24 protein-coding genes and 1 pseudogene are annotated in these 20,299 nt (G+C 69.3%); 20 read left to right on the top strand and 5 right to left on the bottom strand.

All coding sequences use genetic code 11. From position 1 onward, the window contains the following. Positions 1 to 13 precede the first annotated feature (13 nt). The gene (locus ABB55_RS27685) at positions 14 to 274 is read right to left on the bottom strand and encodes a hypothetical protein (protein ID WP_054361717.1); all 261 of its coding nucleotides are present in this window, start codon (positions 272 to 274) and stop codon (positions 14 to 16) included. Between the two features lie 88 nt (positions 275 to 362). Here ABB55_RS27685 and ABB55_RS27680 point away from each other — a divergent pair, with 88 nt between their 5' ends. Next, entirely contained in the window at positions 363 to 1,046 is a 684-nt protein-coding gene (locus ABB55_RS27680; protein ID WP_054361716.1) for a S24 family peptidase, read from the top strand. Here the strand turns inward: ABB55_RS27680 and ABB55_RS27675 are convergent. Next, positions 1,041 to 1,235 carry a hypothetical protein gene (locus ABB55_RS27675; protein WP_054361715.1) on the bottom strand — a complete coding sequence of 65 codons (195 nt, stop codon included), beginning with the start codon at positions 1,233 to 1,235 and terminating at the stop codon, positions 1,041 to 1,043. The two genes, ABB55_RS27680 and ABB55_RS27675, sit on opposite strands and share 6 nt — an antisense overlap. Then, positions 1,232 to 1,735, bottom strand: coding sequence for a translation initiation factor 2 (locus tag ABB55_RS29365; protein WP_244472137.1), 504 nt, complete (start codon positions 1,733 to 1,735; stop codon positions 1,232 to 1,234). Before ABB55_RS29365 ends, ABB55_RS27675 begins: the two co-directional genes overlap by 4 nt. An 89-nt stretch (positions 1,736 to 1,824) precedes the next feature. On the opposite strand from ABB55_RS29365, the gene ABB55_RS27670 reads away from it, so the two are divergent. From ABB55_RS27670 to ABB55_RS29350, 16 genes and pseudogenes are all read left to right on the top strand, one after another. Continuing rightward, complete coding sequence (locus ABB55_RS27670; RefSeq protein ID WP_054361714.1) at positions 1,825 to 2,073, top strand: hypothetical protein; 249 nt, start codon at positions 1,825 to 1,827, stop codon at positions 2,071 to 2,073. Further along, positions 2,070 to 2,288 carry a hypothetical protein gene (locus ABB55_RS27665; protein WP_054361713.1) on the top strand — a complete coding sequence of 73 codons (219 nt, stop codon included), beginning with the start codon at positions 2,070 to 2,072 and terminating at the stop codon, positions 2,286 to 2,288. The genes ABB55_RS27670 and ABB55_RS27665 overlap by 4 nt, the downstream gene beginning before the upstream one ends. A 196-nt stretch (positions 2,289 to 2,484) precedes the next feature. Beyond that, positions 2,485 to 2,715: an Acb2/Tad1 domain-containing protein gene (locus tag ABB55_RS27660; protein WP_054362338.1), complete on the top strand. Its 231-nt coding sequence runs from the start codon at positions 2,485 to 2,487 to the stop codon at positions 2,713 to 2,715. Positions 2,716 to 2,899: 184 nt separating this feature from the next. Beyond that, positions 2,900 to 3,271 (top strand): hypothetical protein, encoded by a 372-nt coding sequence (locus tag ABB55_RS27655; protein ID WP_054361712.1) that lies wholly within the window; start codon positions 2,900 to 2,902, stop codon positions 3,269 to 3,271. Next, positions 3,268 to 3,747 carry a hypothetical protein gene (locus tag ABB55_RS27650; RefSeq protein WP_054361711.1) on the top strand — a complete coding sequence of 160 codons (480 nt, stop codon included), beginning with the start codon at positions 3,268 to 3,270 and terminating at the stop codon, positions 3,745 to 3,747. The genes ABB55_RS27655 and ABB55_RS27650 overlap by 4 nt, the downstream gene beginning before the upstream one ends. Continuing rightward, positions 3,740 to 4,732: a phage Gp37/Gp68 family protein gene (locus ABB55_RS27645; protein WP_054361710.1), complete on the top strand. Its 993-nt coding sequence runs from the start codon at positions 3,740 to 3,742 to the stop codon at positions 4,730 to 4,732. Before ABB55_RS27650 ends, ABB55_RS27645 begins: the two co-directional genes overlap by 8 nt. Continuing rightward, positions 4,725 to 4,850 carry a hypothetical protein gene (locus ABB55_RS31190; RefSeq protein WP_276326417.1) on the top strand — a complete coding sequence of 42 codons (126 nt, stop codon included), beginning with the start codon at positions 4,725 to 4,727 and terminating at the stop codon, positions 4,848 to 4,850. Before ABB55_RS27645 ends, ABB55_RS31190 begins: the two co-directional genes overlap by 8 nt. Before the next feature lies 1 nt (position 4,851). Beyond that, positions 4,852 to 5,601, top strand: a complete 750-nt coding sequence (locus ABB55_RS27640) for a GapR family DNA-binding domain-containing protein (protein ID WP_054361709.1) — start codon at positions 4,852 to 4,854, stop codon at positions 5,599 to 5,601. After that, positions 5,601 to 6,512 (top strand): ATP-binding protein, encoded by a 912-nt coding sequence (locus tag ABB55_RS27635; RefSeq protein WP_054361708.1) that lies wholly within the window; start codon positions 5,601 to 5,603, stop codon positions 6,510 to 6,512. The genes ABB55_RS27640 and ABB55_RS27635 overlap by 1 nt, the downstream gene beginning before the upstream one ends. Further along, positions 6,509 to 7,027 carry a single-stranded DNA-binding protein gene (gene ssb / locus ABB55_RS27630; protein WP_054361707.1) on the top strand — a complete coding sequence of 173 codons (519 nt, stop codon included), beginning with the start codon at positions 6,509 to 6,511 and terminating at the stop codon, positions 7,025 to 7,027. The genes ABB55_RS27635 and ssb overlap by 4 nt, the downstream gene beginning before the upstream one ends. Before the next feature lie 10 nt (positions 7,028 to 7,037). After that, positions 7,038 to 7,313, top strand: a complete 276-nt coding sequence (locus tag ABB55_RS27625) for a hypothetical protein (protein ID WP_054361706.1) — start codon at positions 7,038 to 7,040, stop codon at positions 7,311 to 7,313. Continuing rightward, a complete protein-coding gene (locus ABB55_RS27620; RefSeq protein ID WP_054361705.1) occupies positions 7,310 to 7,507 on the top strand; it encodes a hypothetical protein in 198 nt (65 codons plus the stop codon). The genes ABB55_RS27625 and ABB55_RS27620 overlap by 4 nt, the downstream gene beginning before the upstream one ends. After that, positions 7,504 to 8,310, top strand: coding sequence for a hypothetical protein (locus ABB55_RS27615; RefSeq protein WP_054361704.1), 807 nt, complete (start codon positions 7,504 to 7,506; stop codon positions 8,308 to 8,310). The genes ABB55_RS27620 and ABB55_RS27615 overlap by 4 nt, the downstream gene beginning before the upstream one ends. Next, a pseudogene (locus ABB55_RS31350) lies at positions 8,307 to 8,468 on the top strand (helix-turn-helix domain-containing protein); the annotation flags it as partial. The gene ABB55_RS27615 and the pseudogene ABB55_RS31350, both read left to right, overlap by 4 nt. 29 nt (positions 8,469 to 8,497) lie before the next feature. After that, on the top strand, positions 8,498 to 9,589 hold the full coding sequence (locus ABB55_RS27610; RefSeq protein ID WP_054361703.1) for a tyrosine-type recombinase/integrase: 1,092 nt from the start codon (positions 8,498 to 8,500) through the stop codon (positions 9,587 to 9,589). A gap of 273 nt (positions 9,590 to 9,862) precedes the next feature. Next, on the top strand, positions 9,863 to 11,818 hold the full coding sequence (locus ABB55_RS29350; RefSeq protein WP_160321331.1) for a methyl-accepting chemotaxis protein: 1,956 nt from the start codon (positions 9,863 to 9,865) through the stop codon (positions 11,816 to 11,818). A 73-nt stretch (positions 11,819 to 11,891) separates the two neighbouring features. Here ABB55_RS29350 and ABB55_RS27595 read toward each other — a convergent pair whose 3' ends face one another. Beyond that, complete coding sequence (locus ABB55_RS27595; RefSeq protein WP_152982220.1) at positions 11,892 to 13,856, bottom strand: DEAD/DEAH box helicase; 1,965 nt, start codon at positions 13,854 to 13,856, stop codon at positions 11,892 to 11,894. Positions 13,857 to 14,035: 179 nt separating this feature from the next. Next, positions 14,036 to 14,350 carry a quaternary ammonium compound efflux SMR transporter SugE gene (gene sugE / locus ABB55_RS27590; RefSeq protein WP_054362337.1) on the bottom strand — a complete coding sequence of 105 codons (315 nt, stop codon included), beginning with the start codon at positions 14,348 to 14,350 and terminating at the stop codon, positions 14,036 to 14,038. Between the two features lie 337 nt (positions 14,351 to 14,687). Here sugE and ABB55_RS27585 point away from each other — a divergent pair, with 337 nt between their 5' ends. From ABB55_RS27585 to ABB55_RS27575, 3 genes are all read left to right on the top strand, one after another. Continuing rightward, positions 14,688 to 15,431 carry a TetR/AcrR family transcriptional regulator gene (locus ABB55_RS27585; RefSeq protein ID WP_054361700.1) on the top strand — a complete coding sequence of 248 codons (744 nt, stop codon included), beginning with the start codon at positions 14,688 to 14,690 and terminating at the stop codon, positions 15,429 to 15,431. Between the two features lie 80 nt (positions 15,432 to 15,511). Next, positions 15,512 to 16,723, top strand: a complete 1,212-nt coding sequence (locus ABB55_RS27580; RefSeq protein WP_244472136.1) for an efflux RND transporter periplasmic adaptor subunit — start codon at positions 15,512 to 15,514, stop codon at positions 16,721 to 16,723. Beyond that, positions 16,720 to 20,040, top strand: coding sequence for an efflux RND transporter permease subunit (locus ABB55_RS27575; RefSeq protein ID WP_083464008.1), 3,321 nt, complete (start codon positions 16,720 to 16,722; stop codon positions 20,038 to 20,040). Before ABB55_RS27580 ends, ABB55_RS27575 begins: the two co-directional genes overlap by 4 nt. Positions 20,041 to 20,299 lie beyond the last annotated feature (259 nt).

Raw genomic sequence — 20,299 nt, 5'->3', positions numbered from 1 at the left:
GCCAGCGGGGTGTTCATGCGGCGGCCTCAGGTTCGCTTGCCTGCGGCGCGGGCCGCGGCACGCCGGCCGGCCATTCGGCCCCGGCCGGCCAGTGGGCAGCAAACCACGCCATGGCAGCCTCGTACCGACGGCCGCCGATGTCCTTGCCGTTCGCCAACGCCTCCAACCGCTTCCCGTCATTCAGGACCAGCGTCGAAACCGTCGCGCGGCTTCTCCCGGTCGCTTCCGCGAAACGGTCGCCAAGCGTCACGATGTGAGTGGTGAAAATGGACATGTCGCCAACATGCGGCACTTGTACCGCGCTTGTCAACGGCACTCTTGCCGATCGCGGCAACCCTCATGCCGCGGTATCCCTACCGCCTATGAAGGAAACGCCCTATGATCGAGTCGCCCGCGAGCTGAAGCGCCTGAAGCTCTCCGACCGCCGGGCATCGCTGACCATCACCGACGGCCGTAGCGCCGACGCCGTGCGCAACATGAAGCGCGGTCGGTCGTACATGCCGAAAGAGCCAGATCTCTCAAGGCTTGGCTCGCTCATCGGCAAGACGACGGAATGGATTCTCGGCGACGACGACGCCGAGGCGCCGGCCATGGCGGCCCTGCCGCTAGGCATGGTGCGGGTCCCTTTCCGTGCACGGCTGCAGGCTGGCGTGTGGGCAGAGCACGCTGCCGACGAGGTCACCGGTTTGGACGATCTGCTGCTGCCGGAGCGCATGGTGCCGCGGGGCATCGAGGCGTACGCAGCTGAGCTCGTCGGCGAATCCATGAACCGGCTCTATCCGTCCGGTAGCATCATCCTGTTGGAACGCCGATTTGACCGCCGCGAGGATCTGATCCCGGGGCGGCGCTACCATGTCGAGCGGCAGAAAGCGGACGGCGCTATTGAAAGCACATTGAAGACCGTCTTGCGTCGGGCCGACGGATCGATCTGGCTGGTCCCGGAATCGGATGACCCAGCCTTTCAGGCGCCGATCCGCCTGGAAAATTCAATTGCGGACGGGGTTAGTTTCGTGGGCCGCGTCTTCGCCGCCGTGATCAAGTCATGACGGCCGGTTGTCTCGAATACCGGCAAGCGTGATCAGGATGGCGCCTAAAACAAACACCGTGACACCACTGCACACATAAACCGCTCCGAACACTTGATGAATGCCCCCAACGGCTTGTCCCTCGATACTGAACCCACGAATCAGCATCAGGACACCGGCGATCATCCCCAATCCCCCGATGGCGCTCATGTGCCAGCCTCCGGGCTTTTGCCCAGCTTCTTGCCGCTGGGCTTGAGCGGCGGTGGTGACACCGGCGGGGCGACCGGCTCAAGCACGACGCTCACCGGATTGGGCTTGTGATCAAGCGTCGCACCGGTTGCGGCATCGGTACCTATGCCGATCACCCCGCCGAACAAAACGTTGCCGGCCAGTCCTGCCCCGCCGTTTACCGACATTTCCGAAATCACTTCGACAGTCTGGTCCTTGTACCCCGGTTTCGACAGCGTCGCGACGAACGGCAACTTGCGCGCCACAGTGAACCCACACGGCGTTTCCGGACAGCCAAGCCCGATCGAAGTGCGCACCAATGCGCCAGGCGGGTCCGACTGGAACATGACAATTTCTTCGGTGCCGCGTGTGATGGTGGCGCACCCGCCTAACGCAAGCGCAATCCCCGCAACCAATATCCGCATTATCGCCCCCTGAAATTCATCAATGCTAAAATTTAGCGCATTGCGTGTATCTGTCATTCGGCATTAGTACCGCAATATCCCATTGACGCGGTACAAGTGCCGCAGTACGATCCTCCCCCATCGCCCCACGGCGACTGGAGGACCCCATGCCCGCCTGCCCGAAACCCGACCCCGTCGATCCGCTGCAGCCGGTCAGTGATGCCGTCGAGGCGCTGACCCGCGCGATCCGCATCGCGCTCGACACCCTGACGGTCGCCGAGACGGCGTCCGTGCTGCACGAGCACGCCAAGTATCTCGACCGCTTCGTCGAGGCCCAGTCCGGCGCCCGCCGCAAGATCATCGGCCAGACGCTCGCCATCACCCCCGTCGCCACCGACTTCGGGAGGCGCCCGTGAGCACGCCCGTCGACCCGGACACCATGGCCGGCATGCTGGACGGCCCAGCCGAGCGGCTGTTCGCGCGCGTCGCGCTGGCTATCGGCCTGGCGCTTACCGACCAGATGCCACAGCACCAGATCGCCGCCGTGCTGCGCGCCGCGACCGAAGTCGCCGACGCCGGCGTCATCCGCGCCATGCGCCTCGCCCCTCCCGGCGGAGGGCCAGCGGCATGAGCCCGATCCTGATCGACCGCATCATCACCCTCGCCTTCTGGCTGTCGATCGCCGGCGCCGCGACCGGCCTCTGGATGATCGGCAGCATCCTGGCGTCACCCCCGGCCTGCACCTGACCGCCTCGCTCTGCCGGCGGATGCCGATGGCATCCGGACCCGCCGGCAGCACCGGGCCGTCAACCCGAATGGAGACCAGCATGACCAAAGTCGTCGATAGCAGTTCGGACGAGCGCACCGTCAACAACGTGATGCGTCACGCCTACCGGGCCCTTTCCGAGCCCGAGAAAGCTACGATGCAGAAGATCAAGGACGACGGCCTCGCCTTTCATGACTTCCTCGCTTCGCTCGGCAACAGTCGAGAGATTTCGGTCGCGAAGACGAAGATCGAAGAGGCCGTCATGTGGGCGGTCAAGCACGTCACCGCCTGAGGCTGACCGCCTCGCCCTGCCGGCCCATCAGGTCGGCAGCACCGGGCCGTCACTCCGCACCCCGAACCCCGGAGCCACCCATGCTCGCCAGCCTGTTTTCCGCGCCGGCTACCGGCGCCCTCGCCTTCGGCGCAATCGTCTTCGGCATCGCCGCCCTCATTCTGCCTGCCCAGGAGACGCAGCCGTGAGCGAGACCGGGACTGTGTTTGTCGCCGACGCGCTCGCCGCCGAGGCGGCCGCCCATGTCGCGGCCCTGGATGCCGCGCCGGCCGATGCCGGTGCCGACCCCGCGGCCGGCGACGCCGCCCTGCTGGCCGGCATCCTGGAGGAGGCCCGGCGCGAGACCGTGGCGATGCTCGGGCGCACCGCGCCGACGACGCTCGCCATCGCCCGCATGGTCGGCCCCGGCTACCCGCTTGGCGACGCCGTGGCGGCGATCCGCGAGGCCGACCAGATGGCCTTTGCCGGCGCCCGCCCGCAGGCCGTCGACCTGCTGAGCGAGGCGATCGCCGCGCTCGCGGTCGCGTCCGTCGTGATCCGGGAGGGCCGCGAATGACCGACCCCGCCACCCATCACGGCTATGCCCTGGTCTCTCTCCCGCCGACCGCCCGGCGCGTCGCGTCGGTCGACGTGATCCTGATCGAGCAGGTCCGCCCCGACGGCACCCTGGCCGGCCCCTTCGCCGGCCCGGGCGGCCGCCGGCGCACCCAGGCGAGCCGCAGTTTTGCCGCCGGCGCCGTGATCGCGCGGTTCGGCCGCATGCCGAAGCCGTTGGAACGCGAGGATGCGATCACCCGATGGCATGCCGGCCGCACGCTCGATGCCCGGGCGCGCTCCCGCGCCTATGCCCGCGCCCGCCGCCTGACCCCGCGCGCCGCCGCCGAGCTGCTCGGCGGCATCGCCCGCACCCCGATCGCCCGCGCCGAGGCCCGCCGTCTGGCAATGGCGGCCCAGTGCCTGGAGGAGGAGGAGGCCATCGCCCGCTTCATGGCGCCCGGCCCCACTCCGAAGAGGATCCGCCGCCATGGCTGACAAGACCGGCATCGAGTGGACCGACGCCACGTGGAATCCGATCGTCGGCTGCAGCGTGGTCTCGCCCGGCTGCACGAACTGCTACGCGATGCGGCTCGCCGGCACGCGGATGAAGCATCATCCGTCCCGCGCCGGGCTGACGCGCGACAGCAAGGCCGGCCCGGTCTGGACCGGTGAGGTGCGGTTCATGGAGCCGTGGCTGACCCAGCCGCTGCACTGGTCCAAGCCGCGCATGATCTTCGTCTGCGCGCACGCCGACCTGTTCCACGAGGCGGTGCCGGACGAGTGGATCGACAGGGTCTTCGCCGTCATGGCTTTGTGCCCCCAGCACACGTTCCAGGTGCTGACGAAGCGGCCGGAGCGGATGCGCAAGTATGTTTCCGAAAACCTTGGAGGCAGAATTCAAGACGTCGTCGATAACATGGAACCAGACGGAATTTGGAAGTTTCCAGGGTACGAGCCGTGGATTACGGATGATTTCCCGCTCCCCAACGTCTGGCTCGGTGTCTCGATCGAGGATCAGCGACGGGCCGATGAGAGGATCGGCATTTTGGGGGCCACTCCCGCGGCTCTTCGATGGGTCTCTGCAGAGCCGCTGTTGGGGCGGATCGACTTCGATATCGATCAGCTGCGGGTAATCGACTGGGTCGTCGCTGGCGGCGAGTCCGGCCCCGGCGCGCGGCCCATGCACCCGGATTGGGCGCGCTCGCTGCGGGACCAGTGCGCGGCGGCTGGCGCGCCGTTCCTATTCAAACAGTGGGGCGAGTGGGTGTCCGTGCTGGATCGCGATCGTGACGATCCGGACTGGAGAGCCGATTACCCAAAGCATGAGCGGATCGGCAACCGAGTGCTGAACCTTGCCGGAGGCTCCGGCTTCCACGGTGAGCGGGTGCACATCATGCACCGCATCGGCAAGAAGGCCGCCGGCCGACTGCTCGATGGCGTGATCCACGACGGATACCCGGAGGTCCGCCCTCATGCGTGACCGCCCGATGCCCCGCTGGCTTGCCGGCCTCGATCACCCCGCCGCCGCCAGCCTATTGGCCGGCCTCGCCTCCGCCGTCGGCCTGTTCTGGGCCGCCGCCCGCTCGGGAGGATTCTGACGTGCCTCATCCCAACCAGCGCGCCGCCGACGAGCTGCGCGACCATCTCGATGCCCTCCTGGCCATCGAGCTCGAGCGCGATGCGCTCAAGGAACGCAGGTCCGAACGGCTCGCCGAGATCAAGGCGCGCGGCTACGACCCGAAGGCCCTCCTGGCCGTGCTGCAGCGGGTACGCGAGGACGAGGCCGCGCGGCGCAAGCGCGAGTCCGTCGCCGCCAGCGCGGAGATCTATGCCGCCACACTGGGCATGGACCTCGGCGACTTCGGCGCCCGGTCCGATCCCGGCCTGTCGCCCGGCGCCCGCGACGCGATCGAGCGGTCGCGCCGGCCCGGCCAGCCCCATCCCGGGCCGCCGGATCCGGGATCGCCCGACGGCGACGATGACGCGCCGCATGCCGCCGGCCAGACCCGGCAGCCCGAGACCATGGCCGGCACGCCGCTGGCACCCTCGGCCGACGAGATCTCGGCGGCGCGGCAGCAGGGCGCGGACGCCTTCCACGCCGGCGTCGATGTGCTCGCCAATCCCTACCTGGCGGGCGATCCCCGCCGCTTCGTCTGGGACAATGGCTGGTGTGCCGCCGGCGGCACCGACGGCATGGACATCCCCGCTCATCTCCGCCGCCCGGCCGATCGCCGCCGGCCGAAGCCGGAACCGGAAGCGCCCGCCCCGGCCGCAGAGTCCGACATCACGACCAAGGCCGGGCCGCCTTCCACGTCCGATGAGCCCACCCCCGACGAGGACGACGCCTGATGCGCGAGACCCGCTCCATGTCGCCGACGCCGCTCCGGCGCGCCACCCTGCCGGCCGACCTCGGCACCATCCTGGAGCCGGGCGAGGCCGAGGAACCGATCCTGACCCCGGCTGTACGCCGGGCGATGATCGACTGGATGGCCGAGATCGAGGCGCGCGACGCGCTCGCCCAGGCCGGTCTCAAGCCGCGTTTGTCCGCCCTCCTGGAGGGCCCGCCCGGCTGCGGCAAGACCACGCTCGCCCACCACATCGCCGCCCGCCGCGGCATCCCGATGCTGGCTGTGGGCGCCGAGAACCTGCTCGGCATGTATCTCGGCGAGAGCGAGGGCAAGGTCGCCAAGCTGTTCGGCGCGTTGGAACAATCCCGCTCTGAAGTGTTGCTGTTCCTCGACGAGATCGATGCGATCGGCGGCAAGCGCTCCAATGCCACCGATCCCGGCGGCTCCGTGTCCGCACGCAACTCGATGCTGACGGTCCTGCTCCGCCGCGTCGAGCAATGCCGGACGATCATGATCGCGGCGACCAACCGGCCGGACACCCTCGACGAGGCGCTGTGGCGCCGGTTCGGCCTGCAGATCACCGTCGACCTGCCGGGCGACGACGAGCGCTACGCCATCCTGAAGCGCTATGCCGCCCCGTTCCGGTTCGACGAGGACCTCCTCGATGCCCTGACCGACCTGACCGAGGGTGCTGCGCCCAGCCTGCTGCGCCAGCTGATGGAGGGCCTGAAGCGGGACATGATCCTCGGGCGCACGCCGGCCGGCATCGACGCCGCCGATGCGGTCGCGGCCGTCACCTCGGCCATCCGCCCGCATCCCGACTACGAGCCCCCGCGCCTCTGGACCGCCGGCCTGCCGGACGGATTCCCCTGGCCGCCGAGCCGGGAGACGAGCCGGGAGCCGGGCCGATGAGCGGCAGCGTCAACAAGGTCATCCTGATCGGCAATCTCGGCCAGGACCCCGAGATGCGCACGACCCGGGATGGCCGCAAGGTCATCACCCTGTCGGTCGCGACCTCCGACGGCTGGCGCGACAAGCAGTCCGGCGAGCGCCGCGAGAAGACCGAATGGCACCGCGTCGTGATCTTCCACGAGCAGCTCGGCGCGATCGCCGAGCAGTATCTGCGCAAGGGCTCCAAGGTCTACCTCGAGGGCCAGCTGCAGACCCGCTCCTGGGAGGACCAGCAGGGCCAGAAGCGCTACTCGACCGAGGTCGTCCTGCAGGGCTTCCACGCCACCCTGACGCTGCTCGACCGCGCCGATCGCCCGGCCCCGAGCCCCGACGACTACGGCCGCCAGACCACGCGCCCCGCTGCCGGTCTTGCGACCGGGGGCGGTTCGGCGCCCGGAGCCGGCCAGACGACCAGCCGAAACGCCGCCGCGCTCGCCGCCGGCGGCGCGCCCTTCGACGACGATATTCCGTTCTGAGGAGATGCCGATGTCCGTGAATGGCCACCGCCTGTCCAAGCACCACCCGGCCGCATCCACGCCGCCGCAGCTCGCGCCGCCGTCGTCCCATCTCGCCGACTATGACGTCGTCGAGCTCCGATCGCCGGCCCTCCCCGATGTCGAGCCCGTGCCGCCCGTCACGCCCGAGCCCGGCTGGACGGAGCAATCCGGCTTCTACGCCGGCCTCGTCATTGGCGTCATCGCCACGATCGCCCTGATCATGGCCACCATGGCCGTGGCGACGGCTTTCCGGAGGGTTTTATGACTCAGTCAGAATTCATCGAGCGCTTCGTGGCCCACATGATCGCCGAGGCCGGAGAGACGTTCCCCGACGGAACGTCCGTTGCCGAGTACGCGCGGGAGACGGCCCAGACCTATTGGGACGACGAGGACCAGAGGTCGGAAGGCCCGGAGGAATGCGCCGATTGCGATATGTCCTATTGGGAGGCCTCAGCATGAGCCCGCTCGACACGAGCCCCGCCGCGCTGCGGGAATGGCGCCTAGGCGCCATGAATGACGGCCTGTTCATTATCGACGCGCCGCCGCGCCCGAGTACCGATGACATCATCCACGATCGGGAAGACGGCCCGACGTTGATCCTCAACGTCACTGATTTGCCCGAGGCAAAGGCACGGGCAATCGTGAATGCGCACAACGCGGCCCTCCGCACCCTCGCCGCCGAGAATGAAGCTGCAACCGTCAAGCCGGACTTTACCGTTGGGGCAGTCGCGGCTTTCGACGCCGCCTCGCGTGACGCTCACCTGGAGATCGTTCGCGAGAAAGACGCCACGATCGACGCCCTCCGCGCCAGCCTCGCGGAGGCCGAGAAGGCACGGGACGCCGCGCATGCCGCCCTGGCGCTGATCCCGCCGATCGCCGACGAAATCTTCGAGCGATGGGACAAGGACATGCGCCCGGCCAAGCTCCTGACAGCGCTGGCCGGGCGGCTGAATGGCTATCGCCCGGACGTTACCGAGATCGTTGCGGCGGTCCTGGCGTCGCCGGCAGCCGCGAAAGCGAAAGCGATCGAGGCCGAGCGGGATGCGCTGGCCGGCCCTCTGGTCTACCGCTCGTACGCCTGCGTGCCCGAGCACGCGGTCCAGTGCGCCTATCTCCTGAGCCTCGCTGAGGCCGAGTATGCGCGCGATCCGTCGTCCAACGCGGCCGAGGTCATCGAGCTTTACGCTCGCGGCGACGTCTCGATCGAAGAGGCAATGGATGCCCTGGCCGCGCCCGATCAGCCGGAGTCGCCTCCGTCATGATGACCCTTCTGTCGCCGGCCGAGGCCGCGGCACGCCTCGGCATTGCGGTGCGCACCTTGCGCGCGCTCGTGCGGTCCGGTGAAATCCGCTACGTGATCACCGGGTGCGGGCGGCGGCGGCCCAAGAAGGCCTACGACCCCGCCGATCTCGCGGAATTCGTCGCCCGCCGGAAGCGCCAGGAGCCGCCATGTCCGTCTATCGCCGCGCCGGGCGCGAGGGCTACAGCTACGATTTCCAGACCGACGGTCGTCGCTTTTCCGGCCGCCTCGAAGCGACCAACCGCCGCGACGCCGAAGCCGAGGAAAAGCGCATCAAGGCCCAGGTCCGAGCGGACCTGGATCGGACCCGGCGGCGCGCCCGCGCGCCCATGACATGGGGCGAGGCTTGCCGGCTCTATGTCGAGCAGGTTGCCTCGCTCTACCGCGGCCGCCGCGCCCGCCAGAAATGCGAGGCTGCCCTCGCCTGGCTGACGCTCTGGATCGGCGCCGACACGCCGCTCGCCGCGATCGGCAATCGCACCGTCTCCGACCTGGTCGCCCGAAGGCGCGGCGACGGCGTCGCCCCGGCCACCGTCAACCGATCCTGCACCGAGCCCTTGCGGCGCGTGCTCAACCGGGCCGCCAAGGTCTGGGAGGAGGAGGTCGCGCCGATCGACTGGCGGCAGCATGTGCTCGGCGAGCCGCAGGAGCGCGTGCGCGAGCTCGGCGCCGATGAGGAGGCGCGGCTCTTCGCGTCGCTCCGGCCGGACTATCACGCCATCGTCCGCTTCGCCCTCGCCTCCGGCGTCCGCCTCGCCGGCTGCCTGGCGCTGACTTGGTCCGATATCGATTGGCAGGCCCGCCGCATCCGGATCCGCGGCAAGGGCGAGCGCGACTATACCGTTCCGCTGTCGACCCTGATGCAGGCGATCCTGTCGCCGCTGCGCGGCCGGCACGAGACGGCAGTATTCACCTATGTGGTGCAGCGCACGCGCGACGGCCGCACCGCCGGCGCCTGCCTGCCGATCACCGAATCGGGCCTGTCGTCGGAATGGCGCCGCGCCAAGGCCGATGCCGGCCTGGAGAATTTCCGGTTCCACGACACCCGCCACACGCGCGCAACCCGTTTGTTGCGACGCACCGGGAACCTGAAGCAGGTGCAAAAACTGCTCGGCCACTCCCGCATCGAGACGACGGCCCGATACGCCCACGTCACCGAGGACGACCTCCTGGCAGCCCTCGACGCCGAGTCCCACCAGAATTCCCACCGGCCCCGCGCCGCAAAGATAATCCGTCAATGATATGAATTGTTTAAGCGATCCAGCCCGGGAAAACCCAAAACTCCCGCGCTACCAGACTGCGCTATGCCCCGCCTTGTTGCCTGACGATCGGATAGTGGCTTTTCCGCCGCACCGCAAGCGACGCGATCGGCACGCGGACATATTCGCCGGCGGGGCACCCGACCCGGCATCCCGAAAACATATGCGAAAACACCGTAAATTTACGCCCATGCCGCAGGATGCCGCTCGAAACGCTTCGGGGAGGACTTCATGGCGGGGGCTGGTCGATTCGGAATGGGCAGCATCGGGGGCAAGCTGGTGATCTGCGTCGCGGCCGCCATGATGGCCGCCGCGGGGGCGATCGGCATCGTCAGCTATCGCGAGCAGGAAGCGCTGAGCCGGACGGCGATCGAGGAAGCGCTGACGCAACGCTATCAATCGGTGATCGCCGCCATGATGGAGCGCGGCGACCGCGCGCTCGGTGTGGCGCTGACGCTGTCCGAGGATCCGCGTCTGGCCGATGCCTTCGCGGCGAACGATCGCAAGGCGCTGCTCGAGGTCGTCAAGCCGGCCTTTGCGATCAACCGCGAACGGCTGAATCTCGGCCTGTTCAGCTTCCAGAAGCCGGACGGGACCAATTTCGCCCGCTCCCATGCCCCGGACAATTTCGGCGACAGCGTGCTCGCCCGGCGCGTGACCGTGCGCGACGCGCTGCAGACCGGCAAGGGTGTCGTCGGCATCGAGCCGGGTCGCGACAATATCAGCATCTTCGGCACGGTCCCGGCCAAGAAGGACGGCCGCATCGTCGGCGTGATCGACATCGGCTCGGTCTTCGAGAACCGGTTCCTGAACGACCTGAAGGCCGTCAACCACGTCGACATCGCCATGCACGTGATCGCCGACGACAAGATCCAGACCCTGGGGGCGACCTTCGCCGAGAAGACCCTGCTCGATCCGGCAGCCCATATCGCGGCGCTCGCGGCACCGACCGGCCTGCGCATGGCCGAGATCGGCGGTCGTCCCTTCGCGGTCCTGGCCGGCCCGCTCAAGAACTATTCCGGCAAGGCCTTCGGGACGATCGAGGTCGCGATGGACGCCTCCACCTTCGTGGCCGCCAAGCGCGACGCCATCCGGATGCTGATCGTCGTGCTGATCGTCGTCGCGCTGGTCGGCTGCGGCATCGCCATGGCGCTGGCCCGTCATCTCGGTACGCCGATCCGGGCCCTCAACGAGCTGATGCTTCGGCTCGCCGCGGGCGACTACGAAGTCACCGTCCCGGCGGTCAACCGTCGCGACGAGATCGGCGCCATGGCGCATTCGGTCGAGGTGTTCCGGCGCAACGGCATCGAACGGCGCGACCTGGAGGCCGCCTCGCTGCGCGAGGTCGACGCCCGCCAGGGCCGCCAGAAGGCGCTCGACGGCCTCCTGCGCGACTTCTCGACCTCGATCGGCGACGTGGTCCGCGGCGTCAGCGACAATGCCCGCGCCATGGAGGCCACCGCCCAGAAGCTGACCGCGCTCGCGGCCTCCGCGAGCAGCGAGGCCGGCCGGGCGGGCGACGCCTCGCGCGCCGCCTCGCGCAACGTCCAGTCGGTCGCCGCCTGTTCGGAGGAACTGTCCACCTCGATCAGCGAGATCGCCGCCACGATCGGCCAGACCGGCCAGGTCGTGAACCAGGCCGACGCGGCGGCGCGCGGTGCCAACCAGCGCGTCAAGGCCCTGGCCGAGACCGCCTCGCGCATCGGCAATGTCGTCTCGCTGATCCGCGACATCGCCGAGCAGACCAACCTGCTCGCGCTCAATGCCACCATCGAGGCGGCCCGCGCCGGCGAAGCCGGCCGCGGCTTCGCGGTCGTCGCGGCGGAGGTGAAGTCGCTCGCCGGCCAGACGGCCCGCGCCACCGAGGAGATCGCGCAGCAGATCGCCGCGATCCAGACCGAGACGGAAGCCGCCGTTAAGGCGATCGAGACGATCGCCGGCACCATGGCCAACGTCTCGACCTATACCGCCGCAGTGACCGGTGCGATCGAGCAGCAGAGCGCGGCGACCGGCGAAATCTCTCAGAATGTTCAGGCGGCGGCCGACGGCACGGCGACGGTGGTCGAGACCGTCTCGGTGGTCACGTCGAGCGCGGTCGACACGACCCGCTCGGCCGAAACGGTGCTGGCGGCCGCGCGCGACCTGACCCGACAGGCCGAGCGGCTCGGCCATCAGGTCGACAGCTTCCTGGGCGCCGTCCGGGCGGCCTGAGGGCGCCGCCGGCGCGATCGCCCAACCCCGTCCATGAAGAAGCCCGCGGGTCCGACCGGCGGGCTTCTTTCGTTCAGTCGTCCGATTGGTTGGTCGAGCGGCGCGCGGCGCGGACGCGTTCGCGCTTGCCGGGGCGCTTGGGGCCGCCGGCCGGATCGGGCCGGTCGGGACGCGGCGCGAAGGGCGACTTGCCCTCGCCCGGGCCGGCCATGCGCCGGCGCGGCGGACGGCCTTCGCCGCGGACCTCGCCCCGTCCTTCGCCCCGGGCCTCGCCCCTGGCCTCGCCAAAGGCCTCGCGCGGCGGGCGGTCGCCGGCCTCGGCAGGCCCGCCGGCTCCGGCGCGCGGCGGCTTGCGCGGGGCCCGCTCCGGACGATCGGGGCGCCCGGCACGCGGGCGGGCGGTCTCTTCGGTCGCCGGCTCGATGCGGACTTCCTCGTCATCGGCCTTGCGCACGGCGGCGGCGAATTTCGGCGCCGCCTCGCGCGCAATCTCGAACCGGGTATCCCGGTCGAAGATGCGGATCGCGCCGATATCCTTCTTGGTGATGTGGCCGAGCCGGCAGATCAGCGGGATCAGCCAGCGCGGGTCGGCATTGCGGTTGCGACCGACGCTCATGCGGAACCAGACGACCTCGTCGGGGCCGAGCCGTGCCGGCGGGGCGCCGTGCTGGTCGCCGCCGGCGGGACCCTCGCCGCGCCGGGCGGGCCGCTCGCGCTGCGGGGCGGAACCGGCCTCGAACATCTCTTCCGGTTCCGGCAGGCGGGCCCGGTAGAGCCGCACCAGGGCGGCGGCAAGCTCCTCGGCCGGCCGGCCGGCGAGCAGGGCGCGACCGAGCGCGAGGTCCTCCTCGCTCTGGTTCTCGGCGATGACCGGGTCGGCCAGCATGCGTTCCTGATCGAGCGCCCGGATCTGCTCCGCCGTCGGCGGGCTCGACCACTCGACCTCGATGCGGGCATTGTGGATCAGCATCTCGGCCTTGCGCCGGCGCGTATAGGGCGCCAGCAGGACGCAGACGCCCTTGCGGCCGGCGCGGCCGGTGCGCCCCGAGCGATGCAGCAGCGTCTCGGCGTCGTTGGGCAGGTCGGCATGGATGACGAGCGCGAGGTCCGGCACGTCGATGCCGCGCGCGGCCACGTCGGTCGCCACGCAGATGCGCGCCCGGCCGTCGCGGATCGCCTGAAGGGCGGTGGTGCGGTCATGCTGGCTGAGTTCGCCCGAGAGCGCCACGGCGGCGAAGCCGCGTTCCTGCAGCGCGCCGTAGAGATGGCGCACCGCCTCGCGGGTCGAGCAGAACACCATCGCGGCCGGCGCCTCGTAGAAGCGCAGTAGGTTGACCACGGCCCGTTCGATGTCGTTCGGCGCCAGTCGGATGGCGCGATACTCGATGTCGGCATGCGAGGTCGCGTCGGAGGCCACGTCGAGGCGCAGGGCATCGCGCTGGTAGGCCTTGGCGAGCGCCACGATCGGCCGCGGGATGGTCGCCGAGAAGAGCAGCGTCCGCCGGGTGGCCGGCGCGGATTCCAGGATGAATTCCAGATCCTCGCGGAAGCCGAGGTCGAGCATCTCGTCGGCCTCGTCGAGCACGACGGCGGCGAGCGAAGACGGATCGAAGCTGCCCTTCTCGAGATGATCGCGCAGGCGGCCCGGGGTGCCGACCACGATATGGCAGCCGGCGTCGAGCGCCCGGCGCTCGCGGCGGATGTCCATGCCGCCGACCATCGAGACGATGCGCGCGCCGGTGTCGGCGTAGAGCCACTCGAACTCGCGGCAGACCTGCAGGGCCAGTTCGCGGGTCGGCGCGATGACGAGCGCCAGCGGCGCCCCGGCCTGCGGGAAGGTTTGCGCCGTGCCGAGCAGGGTCGGCGCCAGCGCCAGTCCGTAGGCGACGGTCTTGCCCGATCCGGTCTGGGCCGAGACGATCAGGTCGCGCCCCTCGCTTTCGGGCTGCAGGACGGCGGCCTGCACCGGCGTCGGCACCGCATAGGAGCGGGCGACGAGGGCATTGCCGAGAGCGGGATGGGCACGGGAAAAGGCCATGGCGGGCTCGATCATCAAACGGAAAAGACCCGGCCGGGCGCCGGGCCCGTTCGGTTCGGGCGGCGTCAGGTGATCCGGCAGGAGGGGTTCGGCGGTTTCGATACAGGATCGGCGGGCGGAAAGCCAGCGCGGATCGGCGATTCCCGGCCCTGCCGTTGCCGATCGCGCCGCGCGCGGCCCTATCCGGCTATCTTGAGCCCGGCGATGCCGGCGACGATCAGCAGGATCGAGACGATCCGGGCCACCGTGGCCGGCTCCTGGAACAGGATCATGCCGAGGATGGCGGTGCCGATCGTGCCGATGCCGGTCCAGATCGCATAGGCCGAGCCGACCGGCAGGTCCTTCAGCGCCAGCCCGAGCAGGCCGAGGCTCGCCGCCATCGCGATGAGCGTGCCGAGCGTCGGCCAGAGCCGCGTGAAGCCTTCGGTATATTTCAGTCCGACCGACCAGACGGTCTCCAGCAGGCCGGCGACGAGCAGATAGACATAGGCCACGGGATCGATCCCCTCGAATTTTTCGGGGTCGTCCCCTTGAAGCGATGTCGGCATGCGTGCCGCGAGGTCGTCCTCGCCGGACAAGGATGGTGCCGACGCGGCCGGTTCGCAAGCCCGGGGCCTGCCGGTTCGGCGGCCGTCCGGTATCGAATGGCAGTATGGCACACGAAAGCACCCCGAAGCGCGCCCGGGCGACCGGTCGGGTGTCGCCCGCCTTCGGTCGTCCGTACGCCTCGCGGTCGGACGGATCGAGGATCCTGACATGGATTGTCGGGGGACTGCGCTTCCCTCCCGGGAGGAGCTTGACAGTTGAATTGTTCGGGTCGAGAACGTGCGAATGAACGTTCGCTCTCCAAAACTGACCCGATCCCTGGCGGCCGCCGCGGAGGCGCTGCGCCATGCGCTCGGCGGCTGCACGGCGGGTCAGGCCGAGACGCCGCACGACCAGCGCCGGCGCCAGATCCTGGCGGCGGCGCGCGCCTGTTTCGCGCGCTCCGGCTTTCACGGCGCCTCCATGCAGGAGATCTGCTCGGCGGCCCAGATGAGCCCGGGCGGGCTCTATCGCTATTTCCGCTCCAAGGACGAGATGATCGACGCCATCGTCGAGGAGCAGCGGCTGCGCAACGTGCGGCTGCTCGGCGAACTCTCCGGCCCCGGTCCGCTGACCGACCGGCTGGTGTCGATCGCGATGGTGTTCGTGCGCGAGATGAGCGAACTGGGCTCGGTCGCGCTGATGACCGAGGTCTATGCGGAGAGCTTCCGCAATTCCGCGCTCGGCGAGAAGTTTCTCTCCAACGAGAACGAGGTTCGGAACGGCATCCGGACCTTCATGGAACAGCAGATGGCGGAGGGGCGGATCGCACCGACCCACGATCTCGAAGCGGTGCTGAGCTTCATGTGCGGCATGATGGACGGCGTCGTCATGCGCATGGCGTTTGACGGCGCGCTGTCGCCGGAACGGATCGAGCCGCTTTTGCGGGAAGTCGTGGTGACGCTGCTCCGGCCCGACGATACCGGGCTCCGGCCCGACGATATCGGGCTCAAGCCCGACGAGACGGGCGCCGGCGCACCGGCGGACTGATCCGCATTGCAAGACAAGACGAATACTGGACGGATTCCGATGAGGCACGGCTGATGACCGCGACAAGGACGATTTTTCATTTGGGCGCCACGGCGGTCTTGGCCGGTGCCGTATGGACCGGAACGGCGCTGCCGATCGGCGGTGGCCGGACGAATGCGGCCGAGGCCAACACGGCGACGCCGGGCTCCGCGCCGGTCGCGACCGTGAAGCCGCCGGCCATCGCCGTCGTGCCCGCCGAGACCCGTGAGGTGGTCGAGACCGTGATGGTGGCCGGATCGCTGCTGCCGCGCGAGGAGGTCGTGGTCGGCGTCGATATCGACGGCCTGCGCATCCTGGATCTCGGCGCCGACGTGGCCGACCGCGTGGCCGCCGGCCAGGTGGTGGCGCGCCTCGCCGACGACACGATCCGCACCCAGCTCGCCCAAAACGCTTCGAATATCGCCCGCGCCGATGCGGCCATCGCCCAGGCGCGCAGCAATATCGCCAATGCCGAAGCGGCGGAGGTCGAGGCGTCGGCGGCGCTCGAACGGGCCAAGCCGCTGCGCGAGCGCGGCATCATCAGCCAGGAGGTGTTCGAGCAGCGCACCTCCGCGGCGCGCGGTGCCGCAGCGCGGCTCGAGGCGGCACGCGCCGCGCTCGACGTCGCCCATGCCGACCGCGCGGTGCTGGTCGCCGCCGGTCGCGAGATCGAGCTCCGGCTCGGCAAGACCGAGATCAAGGCGCCGACCGCCGGCATCGTGCTGGCCCGCAGCGCGCGCATCGGCGCGGTCGCGGGCGGTTCCGGCGAACCGCTGTTCCGCATCGCCCGGGACGGCAAGATCGAACTCGAGGCCGACGTTCCGGAAGGCCAGATCAGCAAGCTGAGGCTCGGCCAGCCGGTCGACGTCACGCCGGCCGGGTTCAACGCACCGATCCGGGGCGAGATCCGGCTGCTGTCGCCGCAGATCGATACGACCACCCGGCTCGGCCGCGTGCGCGTCGCGCTGCCGGCGGACGCAGCCGTCCGTTCCGGATCCTTCGCGCGCGGCACGATCGAGACGGCGCGACGCTCGGGCGTTTCCGTGCCCCGTTCGGCCGTGATGACCGAGCGCGGCCACGCCACGGTGCAGGCGGTCAAGGACGGCCGCATCGAGACGCGCAAGGTTGAGGTCGGGCTTTCGGGCGATGGCCGCGTCCTGATCCTCTCCGGGATCGAGGCCGGCGAACAGGTGGTGGTCAAGGCCGGCACCTTCGTACGCCATGGTGATCAGGTGACGCCGGTCGTCGCCAAGGCCGAGGAGATCGGCGGATGAATATGAATTTCTCGGCCTGGTCGATCCGCAACCCGGTCCCCCCGGTGCTGCTTTTCGTCGTGCTCATGGTGCTCGGTTGGCTGAGCTTCATGAACATGCCGATCACCAAGTTCCCGAATATCGACGTGCCCGTGGTCTCGGTCACGGTGACCGATCGCGGCTCGGCACCGGCCGAGCTGGAGGCGCAGGTCACCAAGAAGATCGAGGACGCGGTCTCCGGCGTGACCGGCGTCAAGCATATCCAGTCGGACATCACGGACGGCCAGTCGCTGACCGCGATCGAATTTCGCCTGGAGATCAATTCCGATCGCGCCCTCAACGACGTGAAGGATGCGATCGCCAAGATCCGCGCCGATCTGCCGCGGACCGTCGACGAGCCGATCATCCAGCGCGTCGAGGTCGAGAACCAGTCGATCGTCACCTATGGCGCGGCGTCGCCCGGCATGACGCCGGAAGAGCTGAGCTGGTTCGTCGACGATGTCGTCGTGCGCCAGATCCAGGGCTTGAGGGGCGTCGGCCGCGTCGAGCGGATCGGCGGCGTGACGCGCGAGATCCGGGTCGCGCTCGACCCGGACCGCCTGATGGCTCTCGGCATCACGGCCGGCCAGGTCAACGCGCAGCTCCGCGCCACGACGGTCGACGTTTCGGGCGGCAAGTCCGAGATCGGCTCCCAGCAGCAGGCGATCCGCACCCTCGCCGCCGCCGAGACGGTGACGGGTCTCGCCGATACCAAGATCTTCCTGCCCGGCGGCCGTCAGGTGCGCCTCGCCGATCTCGGCACGGTGACCGACAGCTGGGAGGAGCCGAAGAGCTTCGCCCGCCTCGACGGCCGCCCGGTCGTGTCCTTCTCGATCTATCGCGCCAAGGGCGCCTCCGACACGACCGTCAACGACATCACCGCCGCCAAGGTGGCCGAACTCGGCAAGCTCCACCCGAACGTCGTCTTCACCAAGATCGACGACGGCGTCTTCTCGACCTACGGCAACTACGAGTCGGCCATGCACTCGCTCCTGGAGGGGGCGGGTCTGGCGGTGCTCGTGGTGTTCATCTTCCTGCGCGACATCCGGGCTACCATCGTGGCCGCGATCGCCATGCCGCTCGCCGCCGTGCCGACCTTCTGGGCGATGAGCATGATGGGCTTCTCGCTCAACCTGGTCAGCCTGCTCGCCATCACCCTGGTGACCGGCATCCTGGTCGACGACGCGATCGTCGAGATCGAGAACATCGTCCGGCACATGCGGATGGGCAAGTCGCCCTACCGCGCGGCCATGGAGGCGGCCGACGAGATCGGCCTCGCGGTCATCGCCATCACGATGACGATCATCGCGGTGTTCGCGCCGGTCAGCTTCATGGGCGGCATCGCCGGCCAGTATTTCAAGCAGTTCGGCCTGACGGTCGCGGTCGCGGTGTTCTTCTCGCTGCTGGTCGCGCGCCTGATCACGCCGATGATGGCCGCCTATCTGTTCCGCAGCCACGGGCATGAGGAGGCCCATGACGGCTGGATCATGCGCGCCTACACGGCCGTGCTGCGGGCCACGCTGCGCTTCCGTTGGCTGACCCTGATGGCCGGCATCGCCTTCGCGATCGGCTCGATCATGTCGGCCTCGACCCTGCCGCAGGGCTTCATCCCGCCGGAAGACCTGTCGCGTCTGGTGGCTTCGATCGAACTGCCGCCGGGGTCGTCGCTCGACGACACCGCGCGGGTGACCGATGCGGCCATGCGGGACCTGAAGAAGATCCCCGAGGTCAAGGACGTGTTCGTGCTCGGCGGCACCTCGCCGACCGGCACGCTCGAACTGCGCCGGGCCAAGCTGACCGTCAATCTCGTGCGCAAGTCAGAGCGCAAGCGCTCGCAGAAGACGCTGGAAAGCGTCGTCGGCGAGACGCTCGCCGGCATCCCGGACCTGCGCTTCTACTTCGTCAACGACCGCGGCGAGCGCGAGCTGACCGTCGGCCTGCTCGGTGCGGACGGCAAGGCCGTCAACGATGCGGCGCTGGCCCTGCAGAGCGCCATGCTGAAGAACCCGATCTACGCCTATCCGACCGCCAACGCGGCGCTGGATCGGCCGGAGATCCGGATCGTGCCGCGGTTCGATCTGGCCGCCGATCTCGGCATCACGCCGGAATCGATCTCGGAGACGATCCGCATCGCCACGATTGGCGACAACGGCCCGAACCTCGCCAAGCTCAATCTGGGCCTGCGCCAGATTCCGATCCGCGTCCAGGTCGAGACCGACGCGCGGGCGGATCTCTCCACCCTGTCCGCCCTGCGGGTGCCGACGGGGTCGGGAAAGTCGGTGCCGCTGTCGAGCGTCGCCGAGATCGGCTTCGGTCAGGGTCCGTCCTCGATCCAGCGCTACGATCGCGAACGGCGGGTGACCGTCGGTGCCGCCATGACGGCGGGCCACGCCACCGGTGAAGGCCTCGAGGCCATGATGGCGCTGCCGGAAGCCAAGAATCTCCCGGTCGGGGTGCGCATCCAACCGACCGGCGACACGGAAATCCAGGACGAGGTCTTCGCCGGTTTCGCCTATGCGATGGGCGCCGGCATCATGATGGTCTTCGTGGTGCTGATCCTGCTGCTCGGCAACGTCTTCCTGCCGATCACCATCCTGGCCTCCCTGCCGCTCTCGGTCGCCGGCGTGGTGCTCGCCCTGCAGGCGACGCAGAACCCGGTCTCCATGCCGGTGGTCATCGGCATCCTGATGCTGATGGGCATCGTGACCAAGAACGCGATCATGCTGGTCGATTTCGCGGTCGAGCAGGAGAAGCACGGCATGCCGCAGCGCGAGGCGATCGTCGATGCCGGCCGCAAGCGGGCGCGCCCGATCGTCATGACCACCATCGCCATGGTGGCCGGCATGATGCCGGCGGCCTATGCGGCCGGCGAAGGCGGCGAGTTCCGCGCCCCGATGGCGATCGCGGTGATCGGCGGCCTGATCGTCTCCACGGTCCTGTCGCTGCTGTTCATCCCGAGCTTCTACACGATCATGGACGATGTCGGCCGCTGGACCGGCAAGGCCTTCGCCTGGATCCTGCGCCCGAACAGCCCGGACGAGGACGACGCGGCGGCCGTGCCGGGGCACCCGAGCGACGTGGCCGTCGCGGTCCCGGGCGGACACGCCGCTAACCCTCATGCCCCGGGCGGCCACGCCGCCCACGCTCATGCTCCGGGCGGCCACGCCCAGGGCGGTCATGGGGGCGGCGGGCACGCGGCGGGCGACCACGGTCCGTCGGCGACCATCGTCGCCCTGACGGCAGCCGAGCGCCGCAAGGCCGAAGCGAAGTTGTCCGCCCTGCCCTTGGCGGCAGAATGATCGCCGCGGGGCGGACGGCCGCAATGCAGCCGCCCGCCCCGCCGCCCGCTTTTCATCGCCGCTACCGTATCCGGCCTTTCGATCTGCGAGCACGCGCCACGATCTAGTGGTTTGATCGAGACGGATGGTACCCATCCGTCTCGTGAATCCAAACCACTAACTCTTTGACGACGTGGTCAATTCAATCTGACATTTGCGGAACGCAAATGTCAGATTTTGACCACTAGGCCTCGTTTCGTCTTTTCACATCCCGCCTGAC

This window comes from Prosthecodimorpha hirschii (assembly GCF_001305515.1).
Lineage (GTDB): Bacteria > Pseudomonadota > Alphaproteobacteria > Rhizobiales > Ancalomicrobiaceae > Prosthecodimorpha > Prosthecodimorpha hirschii.
Note: the sequence above shows the minus strand (reverse complement) of the source record. Positions and strands in the feature narration are given on the sequence as shown.

Excerpts from the sequence above, each read along its gene's own strand:
- ABB55_RS27625 (WP_054361706.1), top strand. The coding sequence starts at position 7,038 with ATGTCCGTGAATGGCCACCGCCTGTCCAAGCACCACCCGGCCGCATCC.
- ABB55_RS27670 (WP_054361714.1), top strand. The coding sequence starts at position 1,825 with ATGCCCGCCTGCCCGAAACCCGACCCCGTCGATCCGCTGCAGCCGGTC.
- ABB55_RS27610 (WP_054361703.1), top strand. The coding sequence starts at position 8,498 with ATGTCCGTCTATCGCCGCGCCGGGCGCGAGGGCTACAGCTACGATTTC.
- ABB55_RS27680 (WP_054361716.1), top strand. The coding sequence starts at position 363 with ATGAAGGAAACGCCCTATGATCGAGTCGCCCGCGAGCTGAAGCGCCTG.
- ABB55_RS31190 (WP_276326417.1), top strand. The coding sequence starts at position 4,725 with ATGCGTGACCGCCCGATGCCCCGCTGGCTTGCCGGCCTCGATCACCCC.
- ABB55_RS27585 (WP_054361700.1), top strand. The coding sequence starts at position 14,688 with ATGAACGTTCGCTCTCCAAAACTGACCCGATCCCTGGCGGCCGCCGCG.
- ABB55_RS27685 (WP_054361717.1), bottom strand. The coding sequence starts at position 274 with ATGTCCATTTTCACCACTCACATCGTGACGCTTGGCGACCGTTTCGCG.
- ABB55_RS27650 (WP_054361711.1), top strand. The coding sequence starts at position 3,268 with ATGACCGACCCCGCCACCCATCACGGCTATGCCCTGGTCTCTCTCCCG.
- ABB55_RS27645 (WP_054361710.1), top strand. The coding sequence starts at position 3,740 with ATGGCTGACAAGACCGGCATCGAGTGGACCGACGCCACGTGGAATCCG.
- ABB55_RS27660 (WP_054362338.1), top strand. The coding sequence starts at position 2,485 with ATGACCAAAGTCGTCGATAGCAGTTCGGACGAGCGCACCGTCAACAAC.
- ABB55_RS27595 (WP_152982220.1), bottom strand. The coding sequence starts at position 13,856 with ATGGCCTTTTCCCGTGCCCATCCCGCTCTCGGCAATGCCCTCGTCGCC.
- ABB55_RS27635 (WP_054361708.1), top strand. The coding sequence starts at position 5,601 with ATGCGCGAGACCCGCTCCATGTCGCCGACGCCGCTCCGGCGCGCCACC.
- ABB55_RS29350 (WP_160321331.1), top strand. The coding sequence starts at position 9,863 with ATGGGCAGCATCGGGGGCAAGCTGGTGATCTGCGTCGCGGCCGCCATG.
- ABB55_RS27575 (WP_083464008.1), top strand. The coding sequence starts at position 16,720 with ATGAATATGAATTTCTCGGCCTGGTCGATCCGCAACCCGGTCCCCCCG.
- ssb (WP_054361707.1), top strand. The coding sequence starts at position 6,509 with ATGAGCGGCAGCGTCAACAAGGTCATCCTGATCGGCAATCTCGGCCAG.
- ABB55_RS27620 (WP_054361705.1), top strand. The coding sequence starts at position 7,310 with ATGACTCAGTCAGAATTCATCGAGCGCTTCGTGGCCCACATGATCGCC.
- ABB55_RS27615 (WP_054361704.1), top strand. The coding sequence starts at position 7,504 with ATGAGCCCGCTCGACACGAGCCCCGCCGCGCTGCGGGAATGGCGCCTA.
- ABB55_RS27675 (WP_054361715.1), bottom strand. The coding sequence starts at position 1,235 with ATGAGCGCCATCGGGGGATTGGGGATGATCGCCGGTGTCCTGATGCTG.
- ABB55_RS29365 (WP_244472137.1), bottom strand. The coding sequence starts at position 1,735 with ATGACAGATACACGCAATGCGCTAAATTTTAGCATTGATGAATTTCAG.